Source organism: Ligilactobacillus salitolerans, assembly GCF_003864415.1.
Lineage (GTDB): Bacteria > Bacillota > Bacilli > Lactobacillales > Lactobacillaceae > Ligilactobacillus > Ligilactobacillus salitolerans.
Genome location: NZ_BFFP01000015.1, coordinates 15,554 through 29,947 on the forward strand (window position 1 = coordinate 15,554; position 14,394 = coordinate 29,947).

The following is a 14,394-nucleotide window of genomic DNA, read 5'->3' on the forward strand; positions in this document are numbered from 1 at the left end:
TCTGTGAAACGTGGCTTATTTGCTTTTATTCGTGAGATTATTGAAGACTATCCGAATTATGAAAAATACATCAAGCAGCGTGAAGATGAGATCATGTATCGGCATCAAGAATTTGTTGATGAAAACATTGGCGGTGGGAAAGCGCAGAACGTGCGTGACGAATCAAATGAGTACATCGTTATCTCTCTGTCTGATGACAAGCGCCTAAACTCTCTCAAACGTAATTACGAAGCCGTACACGACTGTTTGAAGAACACAGATGAATATACTCAAGGAATCATTTACGAGCTTTATATCGCAGAGAATCGGCTGTACACGCTCAACGGCATTGCTGATAAGATTGGTTACTCAAGAAACCAAGTTATGCGAAAAAGAGATGCTTTTTTTGAAGCAGTCGCCGAAGAACTAGGCTTGCTATAATGGTGCTTTTATGGGACTTTTGAGCCTTTATAAAGTGTTATTCTGGTAACATAAGAAAAATAAATTACTTCTTTTAAGTAAATTTATCGGTTAATTCTTATTTAAGTGAGCATAGCACGATCTATGCAGGCAGTGACTGGTGTCGTGGGAGAACATAAGACAAAGCTTTACAAGTAGTCGTTAATACCAACTCCTTTTATTTAACTTAAATTATTCGCTTCCACAGCAGGTTTGATTCCTGCTACTGCCTTTGCGGAAAACTTCATGGTTCCAATCGGTACCGCTGAACCGACAAACTATAGTTAGGGCAGCTTAATTGCTGTCTTTTTTATTGCGACGAGAAAGGATTACTAACATGATTGATTTAAAACAAGGCGATTGCTTGGAACTGATGAAAGAGATACCAGATAACTCAATAGATATGGTTCTTTGTGACTTGCCTTATGGAACAATCAAAGGAATGCAATTATCAAGTTGGACTTCTAAAACAACAGAATGGGACAACAGGTTGCCACTTGACGCATTATTCAAGCAATATGAGCGCCTTATTAAAAACACAGGCGCGATTGTTCTGTTCTCCCAAGAACCATTCACTCAAGAGCTGCGAACTTTAAAACCGTTCAATTTATCTTTTTCTTATCCAATGATCTGGTTAAAAGATAGCTGGGGAAATGGGTTATATGCTAAGAAAGCACCACTCAATGTTTTTGAAGATATAAATGTATTTAGAAAAGTCCATTCACTAGAAACTAATAGAAGACTTAGAGAATATTCAAAAGCGGTATTAGATTATATTGGTAAAAAAGCTGTTGATGTTGAAAAAGAGATGGGCAACGAGCGAATGAAGCATTTCTTTCACTACAAAAGCCCACAGTTCTCTTTGCCAACCAAGCAGACATATTCAGCATTTGTTAACAAATATAATTTGAGGAGTATGCCTAAATATCAAACTTATGAAAAAATGAAAAATTCGTTTGATAAGCGATTGCCAACATTTAATCTGTGTGGTGAGAATCATTTAGAAAATGTGTTTGTTTTCTCAAAGGATAAAGAACATTATCACCCAACACAAAAACCTGTAAAGTTGCTTGAAAAATTGATTCGTATATATTCCAACAAAGGCGAGTTAGTCTTAGATAACACAATGGGCAGTGGCTCAACGGGCGTGGCATGTGTCAATACTAAGCGTGACTTCATTGGCATGGAGCTGGACGAAGAATACTTTCACATTGCTGAAAAGCGGATACGGGAAGCACAGGCAGAAATTAGATTGGATATTTTATAAGACACTTAACGGTGTCTTTTTTATTATCTGGAAAGGAGGCGGTGGTTGATGTGAGCCACAAAACTTTACGAGACGGGGCTTTCGCTGAATTGGACGCTAACCGTAAGAGAGCTGTCGTTTTGCTATTCGAAGACGAAAAGACGGATGAACAAATTGCTAAAGAAGTCAACCGCTCAAGAACCACCCTTGCTAAGTGGAAAAAAGACAAGAAATTTCAAGAAGCAGAGCGAGAATATCGTTCTTTAGCTATTGATAGTTATGTGCCGGACGCGATCAAAGAAATTCACAGGCTCTCAACCAAAGCAAAGTCCGAAATGGTCCGTTTGCAGTCAAGCACGACGATTCTTAACATGGCTGGTTATTCTGCTAACGGGGACAGCCCAGAAAAAACTAAACAAGAAGTCCGCAAACTCAAAGCTGACGCTGACCTAGCTGAGCTCAAAGTTAAGCAGGAAAGCTCGACCGGCGGAGACGGCCTAACAGTTAATATCATCAAACATGGAGGTGTAGACGATGCCGACAGTTAATCTTGATTATGAAAAGCTGGTATCGCCTGCATATTATCCGATGTTTACATCTGCTGACCGCTATCTGGCCTATAAAGGCTCACGTGGCTCTGGTAAGTCGTATGCTACGGCAATCAAAGTCATCATCGACACGCTGCAGTATGACTATGTTAATTGGCTGGTATTACGGCAGTTCTTTGGCACGCAGAAAGACAGTACATTCGCAACACTAAAGAAAGTCGCTTATGATCTTGGAGTTGCTGAGATGTTTAAGTTTACTGTGTCACCGCTCGAGATCACTCGCAAGGATACGGGTCAGCGAATATTTTTTCGTGGCATGGATGACCCTTTAAAGATCACATCTATCCAAACGACACACGGCAATCTCTGCCGCATCTGGGCAGAAGAATGCTACGAGCTCAAGGACGAACCAGCACTTGATACTGTGGAAGAATCTATGCGTGGTATTCTGCCAGCTGGCGGCTTTTATCAGTCGGTATTTACGTTTAATCCGTGGTCCGACAAACACTTCTTAAAGCATCGCTTTTTTGACGAGAAGACACGCAAGGCGCGGACTTACTCTGCTACTACCACATACAAAGATAACAGCCACCTTAATGCAGATTATGTTGAAGACTTAGAGGATATGCTCAAGTCTAATCCTAATCGTGCAAGGGTGGCTGTTTTGGGTGAATGGGGAGTTGCAGAAGGGCTTGTATTCGAAGGCTTATTCGAACAGCGAGATTTCGGCATGGAAGAGATCGCTAACTTACCTAAAGTAATCGGGCTGGACTTTGGCTTCAAGCACGACCCGACAGCAGCAGAGTTTATGGCGATCGACCAGAAGAAGCGTATTGTGTACGTCTACGATGAGATATACCAGCAAGGTATGCTGACACAACAGATTGCACAGGCATTGGCACAGCACAAAGCGTTTGGCTTACCAATCATTGCTGATAGTGCCGAGCAACGTCTAATTACTGAATTACAACAAGTCTACGGTGTACCAAATATTAAGCCAGCAGGCAAGGGTAAAGACAGCATTATCCAAGGCATTCAATTCATGCAGTCGTATCGCTTTATTATCCATCCTAAAGCCAAAGGTTTGTGGGAAGAAATGAATACGTATGTGTATGCTAAAGATAAGTTTGGCAATTGGACGAATCAACCCGAGGACGCAAATAACCACGCAATTGACAGTTTGAGGTACAGTATGGCACTATATACGTTCTATAAAGGTAATCAGTATATGAACTATCAAGAAAGAGTACAAGCCGTTAAAAATATTGGATTATAAAGAAGGTGTGACAGATCGGTAATTACGATTTAAAAAATCATAGACAGGCAAATATCTTGTATCAGGAAAGCTTAGATAAATTAACGCCTGCCAGAATTATGCAGTTTATTCGACATCATCATGATTATCAAAGACCAAGATTGCAGATGTTAGATGATTACTATCAAGGTTTCAATACTAATATCTTAAAGCCGGATAATCGGCGGACTGATACAGAGAAAGCTGACCACCGCGCAGTACATTCGTTTGGCAAATATATTGCGGACTTTCAGACGTCGTTTTCAGTCGGTAATGCAATTAATGTCAAACATGATGATGATAAGAAACTAGATGAGATTGAAGATGTTAACGATTTTGACAGCTTGAACAGTGAGCTGTTTCTAGATACAACTCGTTATGGTCGGGCATATGAATATGTCTACCGTGGTAATGATGATATTGAGCACAGCGTGTTATTCGATCCGCTAGAGACGTTTGTTATCTATTCGCTAGAAGTAGACCCACAGCCAGTTATGGCAGTCAGATATCATTTGATTGAGGTTGTGGGTGATAATAATAAGGCTGTCTTACAATACCGTATAGAAACATGGACAGCTGATATATACACATTATATCAACCAACATATCTAGACAGTTCAATGACTATCGAGCGGCAGGAAGCAATCTTTGCTTTTCCTGTCGTTGAGTATACGAACAACCGTTTTAGAATTGGTGACTTTGAGAACATTATTCCATTAATTGATCTATACGACGCAGCACAATCCGATACAGCCAACTATATGACTGATCTAAACGACGCAATGTTGGTCGTTAAAGGCGATATTGATACGTTACTGCAAGGATCCAACCTAATGGGCGGTATTGATCCAACCGATGAAGATGCTGCTAAGAAACTAGCGCAGGATAAGATGGACATGTTGAAAGAAATGAAGAATGCTAACATGTTGCTTCTCAAGTCGGGTGTTGATATCAGTGGAAAACAAACAACTGTGGACGCTAATTATATTCACAAAGAATATGATGTAAATGGCACTGAATCATACAAATCACGGCTGGCGCACGATATTCATAAGTTTTCCCACACTCCCGACCTTACCGATGAAAATTTTGCCGGTAATTCTAGCGGCGTGGCGATGAAGTATAAAGTTTTGGGAACAATTGAACTAGCCAGCACGAAACGCAAACAGTTTGAGAAAGGCTTATTCAAGCGTTACAGCATTATTTACAAGTTGGAGAATAAAGCATCAGGCGGTATGACAACCGACCCTAGAACGCTAAAATTTACGTTCAGAGACAACATGCCAACTGACGACCTAGCAACGATCAATCAGGTTACTCAAGCTGGCGCACAGTTACCGCAAAAGTATCTATATCAGTTCTTACCAAACATTAGCGATCCGAGTGAAATTACTGAACAGCTTGCTAAGCAACAATCTGAACAGGTCAAGCAAGCTCGCGTTGACTATGGTGCTGCTACCGATAAGGAGCTGAGTGACGATGGTCAAACAGAATAAAGCTTATTGGAAAAAACGAATCAAGCAAGAACAAAAGTATATGGAACGTGCTACGAATATTCCACAACTCAAAGCATATTATCAGCAGGCAGTCGACGAAATTCAAGAGAAAATTGATGCTGAATATACTCGGCTGGATAAGCTAGGCTTTAATGCTAAAGATGTTAAAAATGTTGACATTCGCAGATACGAGCAAGAGGCAAAAGAGGCTGTTGCACAAGCTGACCGTATTCGCAAAGAATTGGGGCGTAATGCAAGACGTTCAGACTTCACTGATGAGGTTAATGATAGGTTAACGATATACAACGCTACAATGAGAATCAACCGGTTAGAATATCTCAAGTCACGCTCAGCACTATCACTTGTTAAAGCTGGCGTAAAAGTTATCGGCAAAATGACAGCTCAATTGTTCAGCAAATATGTTAATGAATTCAAGCGCCAAGCTGGCATATTGGGACGTACATTTCAACACATGGGCGCTGATAGGATAATTAAGCACGTGCTGGCACAGACAGACGGTGCAACGTTCAGCGAGCGTGTATGGAAGAACACAGACGAATTAAAAGCTCGGCTAGATGTGCTATTAACTAATAACCAGATTCAAGGTAATAACCCTGATGTGATTGCTCGTAGGCTACGTGATTTAGTTAGCGACCAATTCGCTAATCAAGCTCAATATGTTACTGAACGGCTAGCGCGAACTGAATCAACACGCTTAATTGGCGAGGCTCAAAAAGAAAGTTATAAAAAATATGGTATTAAGTTTGTCAAGTGGATAGCCGAATCAAGTGCTTGTGATTTTTGTGAAAATATCGCTCATGGTGGTAAGGATGGAGAGGGAGTTTATAAGCTGGATAAAGTTCCAGCGTACCCACAACATCCCAACTGCATGTGTAGCTTAGCAGCATATGAAGAATAAGGAGCTGATCCTATATCTCGGAACTGTCCGTTAAACAGATGACCTGAGCAAGTCACTAAACTGCTCAAATAAAACTAAATCTTGTGGGAAATAATTATCGCGTCTTACTGGAGCAATCTAGTGGGGCGTTTTTTAGTGGTTATATTTCTGCAGGGTGGGAGGTTATACAAATGGAAATGGATTTACAATACTTTGCTGAAGATACAGCAGAACCAACAAAAGAGCCTGAAAAGCTAGAGTTTACTCATGAAGAATTAGAGGCAAAAATCAATTCTGAATATGATCGTAGAATGCAAAAGCAGCAGGCCAAGTTTGATGAACAACTTAAACAAGCTAGAGAAGAAGGTTTAACTGAAGGTCAGAAACGCGCTAAGATGTCCGCTAAAGAAAAAGAGGACGAGGCACAGAAAGAACGTGAGGCTGCTTTATCTAAACGCGAAGCTGAGCTTAATAAGCGGGAATTAACTGCTAATACAGTTGATTTGTTATCACAAAAAGGTTTACCAAAGGGCTTAGCTGATTCATTAGTAGAACTTGGTGATGCTGACAAAATCAGTGAGGTTGTAGAAACACTTCAAAAGTCAACAGAACAGAAGGTTAATGAACAGGTCAAGGAACGCATGAGACAAGATCCACCAGCAAATGGTAGCTCTACACTCGATAGCGAAAATGATCCGTTTAAACAGATTATTAACTCATATACAAAATAAGGAGGTTAGCTAATATGGCTAATAACAATAACGATTTACCAATTCGCGCATATCAGAAACAATTTGCGCAGTTAATTCAAACAGTCTACGGAGTACAAGGTGTATTTGCTCCCACATTTGGACAATTGCAAGCCTTAGATGGCGTTCAGGACAATGCAACAGCGTTCTCGTTGAAAACAAACGATGTGCCTGTGGTTGTGGGTGAGTATTCCACAGACGCAGATGTGGCATTTGGTACAGGCACAGCAAACTCATCTCGCTTTGGTGAAATGAAAGAAATCAAATACGCAGATGTAGATGTGCCTTATGACTTCACGTGGTCGATTCATGAGGGCTTAGATCGTTTCACTGTCAACAATGATTTAAATGCAGCAGTAGCCGATCGCTTGAATTTGCAAGCACAGGCTAAAACACGTTTGTTCAACAAAAAGGAAGGCCAGTTCTTAGCAGATGCTGCTACTGACATTGGCTTAGATGCAACAGACGTTAATAAATTGTTCGAAACGGCAGTCGAAAAATACACTGACTTGGAAGTAGTTGTTCCTATCCGTGCATATGTGACTGCTGCAGTTTACAACGCAATTATCGATTTGGCTAATGTATCAACGGGTAAAGGTTCAGCAGTAGATATTGACGCCAACGGTTTGGTTAGTTTCCGTGGTATTGCATTGACAAAAGTTCCTTCACAGTACATGGCTGGACAAGCAGTTATCTTTACGCCAGATAATGTTGGGCGTGCCTTCACAGGTATCTCTACAGCTCGGACAATCGAGTCAACAGACTTTGATGGTCAAGAATTACAAGGCGCTGGTAAGGCTGGACAGTTTATTTCTGACGACAACAAGAAGGCTATTTTCAAAGCCGCAGCAAAAAAAGCTTAACCCCGCCTAGTGGGGTGAAAGCTACCCCAACTAAAAGCGGGGCGAACGTTACTGTAGGTTAGAAAGGAGGTTAATAATGGCTGATAAATATTTAAAAGCTATCAAAGATGGTAAGGTTGTGGCTGTTGGCGATGACAAATCTGTCACTATTACAGGAGAGTCTGCCAACACAAAAATTGTTAAAGGTGCCTATAAGGTTGCGTTTGATGAAACAATTGACAAAAGTTTGAGTGCTATTGCTAGTGCTTTGGTTGATGTACCTGAGTTCACTACATTACCAATTTCGGTAACTGGCATAACTTTGAATAAAACTACGCTATCGCTTGAAGAAGGAGCAACTGGACAATTAACGGCAACAGTCGCACCAACTGATGCAACTAATAAGACAGTTAGCTGGAGCTCTGACAAAACCACAGTCGCTACTGTAGATAATACTGGTAAGGTTACAGCCGTTAAAGCAGGTACGGCTAATATCACAGTTAAAACTGCTGACGGAGCTAAAACAGCAGTATGTGCATTGACAGTTACAGCACCTGCTGAAGGCTAACACATAGACAGAGACGAGAAAAATGAGACGAATCAGGGGGTGTAATGATTGGAATTAACAGATCTAAAAACAATGTTGCAGATCAAAGATAATAGCCGTGACAGTATTCTTAATTTAATTTCTAAGAATACCGAGAGCGCACTGTGTTTTAAGCTAGGCGAAAAAAAAGTGCCTGATGAGTTAAGCTATATTGCTTTAGAAGTCGCTGTGAAGCGATATAACCGCATTGCGAATGAAGGCATGTCTTCATACTCACAAGAAGGCGAATCTATCACTTTTAGCACTAACGATTTTGATGAGTTCACCGATGATATTGCTGACTGGAAGAACGATAATGGCTTGGTTGATGATAAGGCTGGCCGTTTTCTGTTTCTGTGAGGTGGTCAGCATGAGATTTAACAACAACGTTAAGTTCTACTCGGAGGTTGCTGAGCATTACGATCCCGAAGTTGGTCATTATGTTGGCGGTGAAGAGCTAGTTGCTGAACTGATTGCTAATGTGACCGATCTAGGCACTAACCGCTCGGCTCAATTATTCGGCAATGTCGATACGCGTGCACAAGTTATCCGCTTGGCTTGTCCTGTAGGTGCTGTGTGGTCGTATTGCACGATTGACGACAGTTCCACTCAGTACGTGCAGACGACTGTGAGAGACCCGTTAAAAGCTCACACATTGATTGTAGGTGAGCGGAAGTAATGGCAAGAGTAACGTATAGCGTTAAAGGCTTGGATAAACTGGAGCAAGGCTTACTGAAACGGGCTCAAATCGCAGGCATTAAGCAGATCGTTAGAAAGCATACAACTGAACTGCAGCAGAAAGCGATGGCTAATGCAAGTTCGACCTATGTTAAAGGCTACTCAACTGGAGCCACTAAGAAGTCGATTGGCATTGGCTTTGAAAATGGTGGTTTGACTGGCGTTACTGGACTAGGGCAAAGCTACGATTCCTATGTTGAACTGGGTACTCGTTTCATGGCAGCCGAGCCACTACTCAAACCGCTGTTCAATCAAACTAAGCAAGTATTCATCTCTGATTTAAAGAGGGTGATGCGATGATAAGCCCACAGAAATGTTTGTTTGATTACTACTTCAAACTGATTCAAGAAAAGGGCTTTCCTGTTTACGACTATCTGCCGTTGAAAGATGAGCCTGTCACTTATCCGTTTGTCGTGCTTAGTCAAACACAAACAGTGAACTATGATACTAAATACTCCCGTAACGATCACATTTTTCTAACGATTGATGTGTGGGGAGGTAGAAAACAAAGAAAGGTCGTTGGCGAGATTGCCGATGGCCTTTTTAATTCTGCTATTGGCGTTGTCAAAACGGACGTATATACGTTCTATGGTCAGCAGAATCAACAGAATTTACAAATGATGATAGATACATCAGTTTCGAACACGGTTTACCAGCGAGCAAATCTAACTTTGGAACTGACAGTAAATTAAAAAGGAGCGATAATAAATGGTTAAAAACTTAAAAGGTATCAATGCGGTTGCTTTTGCACGCAAATTGTCCAAAGCTGCGACAGAAGAAGCACATTTGATTCCTTGGCAAACATCACTGTCTTTTGACCCTAGTCGTGACAGTGATTCAACCGCAACTAAAGATGGAGCAGTTAATACACAATCGAGTGTAGAAACTGACCTAGAAACAGAGTTTATCAACAATACTTCTGCGATTGCAGACGCGTTCTATGATTCTCTGTTCGATGGTGACAAGATTGAATTCTGGATCGTCCACAAAGATCGCTTGAATGACGACGGACAAGCTTATGCTTGGTACATGCAAACTTCTGTATCAGAAGATTCAAACGACAATGATGCTGATGATAACTCAACTCGTCATGTGTCCTTCGCCGTTGACGGGACACCTAAGCGTGGCTGGACAGACTTCTCTGCAGAACAACAAGCCGATATTGACTACGTGTTCCGTGGCATCGGCAAGTATGCAAAAGAGACTAATGGAGATGGAGCAGCTTGGGATAAGAATACTGACGCTGGCAAATCAGCTGACGAAACGACTACACCAACCCCCTAGTGCAGCCGAGCAACGTTTCAGTTGAAGCGACAGCTGACGGCGCAACAATATCGGCTGAATAGTCAATAACAAAAAAACAGAGACGATAAAAGTGAAACGATAAAAGGAGAATACACATGCAAGTAAAAATCAATGGTAAAGAAATCGAACTGAAATTTGGCGTTAAATTTACTCGTGAACTTGACAAAATCGCAGGTTTAGACGTGCAAGGTGCATCGTTTGGCATGGGCTTGACTAAGACAATCCCAGCACTAAACACTGCCGATCCTGCAGCACTGTCCGATGTGATCTATGCAGCTACTTCCACAGTACTCTCATTCAGACCCAGCCAAGATGATGTGGATGACTTCATTGACGGTTACGAGGGCGACTTAGAAAAGCTGTTTGATGACGTAATTGCTGAAATGGGTAAAGCAAACGCTATCAAGGTGGCTCTAAAAAACGCTCAAGCCTAGACGATGAAGAACAGAAGACAAGCGAACAAACGTATCATGAAATTGTCTTGAATTGTCTGACTCGTTTAGGTTTTTCTATTTCTCAAAAGCAGCAAATCGAAGAATTGACACTGTCTGATTACTACTTGGCAATGGAAGCGTACGCCATTAAGCGTACACTACACCGTGAAGATATTGCTCTGCAAGCGTGGTTTAATCAAACGGTGCAAGCTACAAAAGGCTCTGACAAGCATCCTAAACCGATGTATCGTAAGTTTGATGAATTCTATAATACAGAAGAACTTGAAGATGAGATTAGAAGCAGTTTTGAAGATGATTACGTATCTGAGCGGACTAAAGCAAGAGATGAGCAAGCAGCAATCAATGAGCGATTTGCTAAATTGCAAGAAATTAAACGTAGGAAGGGGGAAAAGTAGTGGAAAGTTATTCGGTTCAAGCGGTTCTATCAGCAGTTGATAAGGGCTTTAGTAGTGCAATGAAGCAAGCTGCTAAAGGTGCTGAGCAGGCTAATAACTCTGTTGGTAAGTCGGGCGGTGGCATGTTGAAGTTCGGCACAATTGTAGGTACGGCGATGGCTGTTGTTGGTAAAGCAATGAATGTTGTCGGAAATTCCGTTAGTTCTGCAGCTGATCGTTTCGACACATTGAATAAATACCCCAAAGTTATGAAAGCATTGGGCTATTCTGGAACGGACACAGCTAAATCAATGAAAACATTGGATAACGGCATCAACGGTTTGCCAACTACACTTGATGAAATCACTGCATCTGCTCAGCAATTTGCTCCACTGACTGGCGGTGCCAATTCTGGCGCTAAAGCTGCGATTGCTTTGAATGATGCGTTTCTAGCATCTGGAGCTAGTGTGGCTGATACTTCACGTGGGATGCAGCAATACACACAGATGCTGGCAACAGGTAAAGTTGATATGCAAAGCTGGCGGACGTTGCAGGAAACTATGCCAATTGCACTGCGTAAGACCGCTAATGCATTCGGGTTTACTGGTAAATCGGCGGAACAAGACCTATACAAGGCTCTACAGTCTGGCAGTATCACAATCGACCAATTAAATAAGAAGTTTGTGGAGCTGGACAAAGGCCAGAATGGTTTTGCTAACTTGGCCCGCAAGAACTCAGTCGGCATCAAGACATCATTTGCCAATATGAAGACCTCTGTTGTTAAAGGTTTAGCTAATACTTTGACTGCAATCGACAACGGCTTCAAGAACGCTGGTTTGCCTGGCTTAGCTCAGATGTTAAATGGCATGAAAGATGGCATCACGTCAGCATTTGCGACAATCAACGGAGCTATTCAAAAGGCTATTCCGCCAATCGTGAGTGCATTGAAGAGCGTTGTTGTTTGGGTCAATCAGAATAAGAATTGGCTACAACCGTTAGTTGTTGGCATTGTAGCTTTTGTAGCGTCTTTTAACGGAATTATGAAAGTAATTCAAATAATCAATGCTGTTAAAACTGCCGTAATGGGTTTCTTTGCGATTTTGTCAGCTAATCCATTTGTACTGATAATTGCCGCAATTGCGGCTGTAGTTGCTGCTTTGGTTTTGTTTTTCACTAAAACAGAAACAGGGCGTGCTATTTGGCAGTCTTTTACAACATGGCTAATTGGCGCTTGGAATACCATAAAGACAACAGCAGTCACTGTATGGACAGCTGTTACAACATTTTTAACAACGGCATGGACTACAATTTCAACAACTGCTACCACAATTTGGACTGCCATTACTACTTTATTTAACACAGTTTGGAATAGTGTATCAACGACAGCAACAGCTGTATGGACAACAATTACAACATTCTTGTCTACTACTTGGACTAATATTTTGACAGTTGCTACTACAATTTGGAATGCAATAAAAACATTCTTTACAACACTATGGGCTGGTGTATCAAATACATTTACTACAGTGTGGGCGTCAATCAGTACAGGGTTACAGTCTATTTGGCAAGGCATTGTTTCAATTGCAAGTGGCATCTGGAATATGATTAAGGCCGTTATTTTGGGCCCAGTGTTATTAGTAATTGACTTAGTTACTGGCAACTTTACGCAACTCAAATCAGATATTCAATTAATCTGGACGTCAATTCAAAGTGCTACATCAAGCATTTGGAATGGTATTAAGAGTGTCATCTCTGGCATAGTTCAGGTAGTTAAGAATTTAGCCATTGCCGCTTTTAATGGATTAAAATCTGGTGTTATTGGAATTTGGAATAGTTTAAAGTCAGCCGCAAGTTCTATTTGGAATGGTATGAAATCAGCTTTATCGTCAGCATGGAATGGTATGAAGTCAGCTGCTTTTAATGCTGCTAGAGGTTTAGCTAATGCTGCCAAAAGCGCTTGGAACGGTTTAAAGAGCGCTGCAAGCTCAATTTGGAACGGCATTAAGTCAGTTATATCACGTGGAATAAACAGTGCTAAATCAGCAGTCAGCTCAGCAGTTAACGGTATGCGATCAGCTGCTAGTTCAGCGTGGAATGGTATGAAATCAGTTGCTAGTTCTGTAGTATCGGGCATCAAATCGGCGTTTAGGTCATTATCTAATATTGATTTAGGTGCCGCAGGACGAGCAATCATGAGCAGCTTTTATAGAGGGCTCACTGCAGCATGGGGAAAAGTAAAGTCATTTGTTTCTGGTATTGGCTCGTGGATTAGAAAACATAAAGGACCAATTTCGTACGATAGAAGGCTCTTGATTCCTGCTGGTAATGCTATCATGAATGGTTTTAACAAAGGCTTAGTGAGCCAATTTAGCACAGTACAAAACAATATTCGAAGCATGACTAATAGTATTGCTGGTATGGCTTCAAATGCTTTAAACGACAATATCCAAGCACTGAACTCACGTGCAGTTAATGGCTCGATTAGCAGTAATATTACTGGCCAGCTGTCAGTTCAACAACAGCCAGCTAATATATCGCTAGATTTAGGCGGTTCAAATTATACTGCTTTTGTTGATGATATTTCCCACAAACAAGGACAGTCAGCTAGTTTGAAACGTACCTATAGAGTATAGAAAGGAGCACACATGTATAGCAAATTTAGAGACTTAAAAAAGTACACTGGTTCTGATGATGTGCTCCAAATCGAGGCATTAAATTGGAACGGTGAATATTTAGATGAGAAAATACCGGGCTTTACTACACTTAATGTAGATGGCAGAGAAAATTTTTCTCGCACAATAAACGCTCCTGAGATGGTGGGTGATGGTAGTTTATATCTTGATTCAAGATTTGAGGCTAAAACTATCACAGTTAATTTTCAGTTGTTGGCTATTTCAGGCGCTGAATTGCAAGACAGATTTGATCGTTTAAAAAAATGGCTGTATCAACCGCAAAAAAAGTTTTTCTTTGCTGATGAGACTAATTATTACTATATTGGAACGGTTTCTAAAGTTGAAAATGCTAAGGCTGGTCAGTTGAATATTATAGGTACAATTGAAATAACATGTTCTGACCCTTATAAAAGAACTCAACCCGTGACAGTCACCGATATCAAAATAGATGATACAACGATAGTATATCCGACTGTACCAAATTCATTGACATTTGTTCCCAGTGTGAACGCTGATAAGGTCCAAATAACTACTAGCGATGGCATGAAGATTATTGTAAATCGTGGTGTGTCATCAGACCAGAAAGTTACAGTTGATTTCAAGGATCTTGCTGTGAAATACGATTCAACAAGTGCACTGATTGACCTTGATTTAAAAAGCAACTTAGGGGACTTTACTATTAAGAATGGTACAACATTTACTACAAGCCCCACAGGTACGCTAACGATTGAATATGAGGTGAAGCGAATTTGA

Annotated in this window: 18 protein-coding genes; all 18 read left to right on the plus strand. The window is 41.1% G+C overall.

Translation table 11 applies throughout. The features are described from left to right. Window positions 1–3 precede the first annotated feature (3 nt). The 18 genes from LFYK43_RS05495 (at window position 4) to LFYK43_RS05580 (ending at window position 14,394) form a co-directional block, all read left to right on the plus strand. Complete coding sequence (locus LFYK43_RS05495; protein ID WP_124976219.1) at window positions 4–420, plus strand: DUF722 domain-containing protein; 417 nt, start codon at window positions 4–6, stop codon at window positions 418–420. A gap of 355 nt (window positions 421–775) precedes the next feature. Beyond that, entirely contained in the window at window positions 776–1,705 is a 930-nt protein-coding gene (locus tag LFYK43_RS05500; RefSeq protein ID WP_124976221.1) for a DNA-methyltransferase, read from the plus strand. Window positions 1,706–1,755: 50 nt separating this feature from the next. Continuing rightward, the gene (locus LFYK43_RS05505; RefSeq protein ID WP_124976223.1) at window positions 1,756–2,232 is read left to right on the plus strand and encodes a phBC6A51 family helix-turn-helix protein; all 477 of its coding nucleotides are present in this window, start codon (window positions 1,756–1,758) and stop codon (window positions 2,230–2,232) included. After that, a complete protein-coding gene (locus LFYK43_RS05510; protein ID WP_124976225.1) occupies window positions 2,219–3,508 on the plus strand; it encodes a PBSX family phage terminase large subunit in 1,290 nt (429 codons plus the stop codon). Before LFYK43_RS05505 ends, LFYK43_RS05510 begins: the two co-directional genes overlap by 14 nt. A gap of 98 nt (window positions 3,509–3,606) precedes the next feature. Continuing rightward, window positions 3,607–5,022, plus strand: coding sequence for a phage portal protein (locus LFYK43_RS05515; RefSeq protein ID WP_124976299.1), 1,416 nt, complete (start codon window positions 3,607–3,609; stop codon window positions 5,020–5,022). Next, window positions 5,006–5,941 carry a minor capsid protein gene (locus LFYK43_RS05520; protein WP_229717971.1) on the plus strand — a complete coding sequence of 312 codons (936 nt, stop codon included), beginning with the start codon at window positions 5,006–5,008 and terminating at the stop codon, window positions 5,939–5,941. The genes LFYK43_RS05515 and LFYK43_RS05520 overlap by 17 nt, the downstream gene beginning before the upstream one ends. Window positions 5,942–6,111: 170 nt before the next feature. Beyond that, on the plus strand, window positions 6,112–6,651 hold the full coding sequence (locus LFYK43_RS05525) for a capsid assembly scaffolding protein Gp46 family protein (RefSeq protein WP_124976227.1): 540 nt from the start codon (window positions 6,112–6,114) through the stop codon (window positions 6,649–6,651). Window positions 6,652–6,665: 14 nt separating this feature from the next. After that, complete coding sequence (locus tag LFYK43_RS05530; protein ID WP_124976229.1) at window positions 6,666–7,532, plus strand: phage capsid protein; 867 nt, start codon at window positions 6,666–6,668, stop codon at window positions 7,530–7,532. Window positions 7,533–7,608: 76 nt separating this feature from the next. Then, the gene (locus LFYK43_RS05535) at window positions 7,609–8,079 is read left to right on the plus strand and encodes an Ig-like domain-containing protein (RefSeq protein WP_124976237.1); all 471 of its coding nucleotides are present in this window, start codon (window positions 7,609–7,611) and stop codon (window positions 8,077–8,079) included. A gap of 48 nt (window positions 8,080–8,127) precedes the next feature. Then, window positions 8,128–8,457: a phage head-tail connector protein gene (locus tag LFYK43_RS05540; RefSeq protein WP_124976239.1), complete on the plus strand. Its 330-nt coding sequence runs from the start codon at window positions 8,128–8,130 to the stop codon at window positions 8,455–8,457. Between the two features lie 10 nt (window positions 8,458–8,467). After that, entirely contained in the window at window positions 8,468–8,776 is a 309-nt protein-coding gene (locus tag LFYK43_RS05545; RefSeq protein WP_124976302.1) for a hypothetical protein, read from the plus strand. After that, a complete protein-coding gene (locus tag LFYK43_RS05550; RefSeq protein ID WP_124976241.1) occupies window positions 8,776–9,135 on the plus strand; it encodes an HK97-gp10 family putative phage morphogenesis protein in 360 nt (119 codons plus the stop codon). The genes LFYK43_RS05545 and LFYK43_RS05550 overlap by 1 nt, the downstream gene beginning before the upstream one ends. Continuing rightward, window positions 9,132–9,527: a gp17 family tail completion protein gene (locus LFYK43_RS05555; RefSeq protein ID WP_124976243.1), complete on the plus strand. Its 396-nt coding sequence runs from the start codon at window positions 9,132–9,134 to the stop codon at window positions 9,525–9,527. Before LFYK43_RS05550 ends, LFYK43_RS05555 begins: the two co-directional genes overlap by 4 nt. A 16-nt stretch (window positions 9,528–9,543) precedes the next feature. After that, window positions 9,544–10,119, plus strand: coding sequence for a phage major tail protein, TP901-1 family (locus tag LFYK43_RS05560; protein ID WP_124976245.1), 576 nt, complete (start codon window positions 9,544–9,546; stop codon window positions 10,117–10,119). Window positions 10,120–10,235: 116 nt separating this feature from the next. Continuing rightward, window positions 10,236–10,574 (plus strand): tail assembly chaperone, encoded by a 339-nt coding sequence (locus LFYK43_RS05565; protein ID WP_124976247.1) that lies wholly within the window; start codon window positions 10,236–10,238, stop codon window positions 10,572–10,574. A 47-nt stretch (window positions 10,575–10,621) separates the two neighbouring features. Next, entirely contained in the window at window positions 10,622–10,990 is a 369-nt protein-coding gene (locus tag LFYK43_RS05570; protein WP_229717972.1) for a hypothetical protein, read from the plus strand. Then, complete coding sequence (locus tag LFYK43_RS05575; RefSeq protein WP_124976249.1) at window positions 10,990–13,602, plus strand: phage tail protein; 2,613 nt, start codon at window positions 10,990–10,992, stop codon at window positions 13,600–13,602. Before LFYK43_RS05570 ends, LFYK43_RS05575 begins: the two co-directional genes overlap by 1 nt. A gap of 12 nt (window positions 13,603–13,614) precedes the next feature. After that, on the plus strand, window positions 13,615–14,394 hold the full coding sequence (locus LFYK43_RS05580) for a distal tail protein Dit (RefSeq protein WP_124976251.1): 780 nt from the start codon (window positions 13,615–13,617) through the stop codon (window positions 14,392–14,394).

Coding starts and splice junctions, on each gene's coding strand:
- LFYK43_RS05530 (WP_124976229.1), top strand. CDS start 6,666: ATGGCTAATAACAATAACGATTTACCAATTCGCGCATATCAGAAACAA.
- LFYK43_RS05520 (WP_229717971.1), top strand. CDS start 5,006: ATGGTCAAACAGAATAAAGCTTATTGGAAAAAACGAATCAAGCAAGAA.
- LFYK43_RS05560 (WP_124976245.1), top strand. CDS start 9,544: ATGGTTAAAAACTTAAAAGGTATCAATGCGGTTGCTTTTGCACGCAAA.
- LFYK43_RS05535 (WP_124976237.1), top strand. CDS start 7,609: ATGGCTGATAAATATTTAAAAGCTATCAAAGATGGTAAGGTTGTGGCT.
- LFYK43_RS05550 (WP_124976241.1), top strand. CDS start 8,776: ATGGCAAGAGTAACGTATAGCGTTAAAGGCTTGGATAAACTGGAGCAA.
- LFYK43_RS05515 (WP_124976299.1), top strand. CDS start 3,607: ATGCAGTTTATTCGACATCATCATGATTATCAAAGACCAAGATTGCAG.
- LFYK43_RS05525 (WP_124976227.1), top strand. CDS start 6,112: ATGGAAATGGATTTACAATACTTTGCTGAAGATACAGCAGAACCAACA.
- LFYK43_RS05555 (WP_124976243.1), top strand. CDS start 9,132: ATGATAAGCCCACAGAAATGTTTGTTTGATTACTACTTCAAACTGATT.
- LFYK43_RS05500 (WP_124976221.1), top strand. CDS start 776: ATGATTGATTTAAAACAAGGCGATTGCTTGGAACTGATGAAAGAGATA.
- LFYK43_RS05510 (WP_124976225.1), top strand. CDS start 2,219: ATGCCGACAGTTAATCTTGATTATGAAAAGCTGGTATCGCCTGCATAT.
- LFYK43_RS05565 (WP_124976247.1), top strand. CDS start 10,236: ATGCAAGTAAAAATCAATGGTAAAGAAATCGAACTGAAATTTGGCGTT.
- LFYK43_RS05545 (WP_124976302.1), top strand. CDS start 8,468: ATGAGATTTAACAACAACGTTAAGTTCTACTCGGAGGTTGCTGAGCAT.
- LFYK43_RS05580 (WP_124976251.1), top strand. CDS start 13,615: ATGTATAGCAAATTTAGAGACTTAAAAAAGTACACTGGTTCTGATGAT.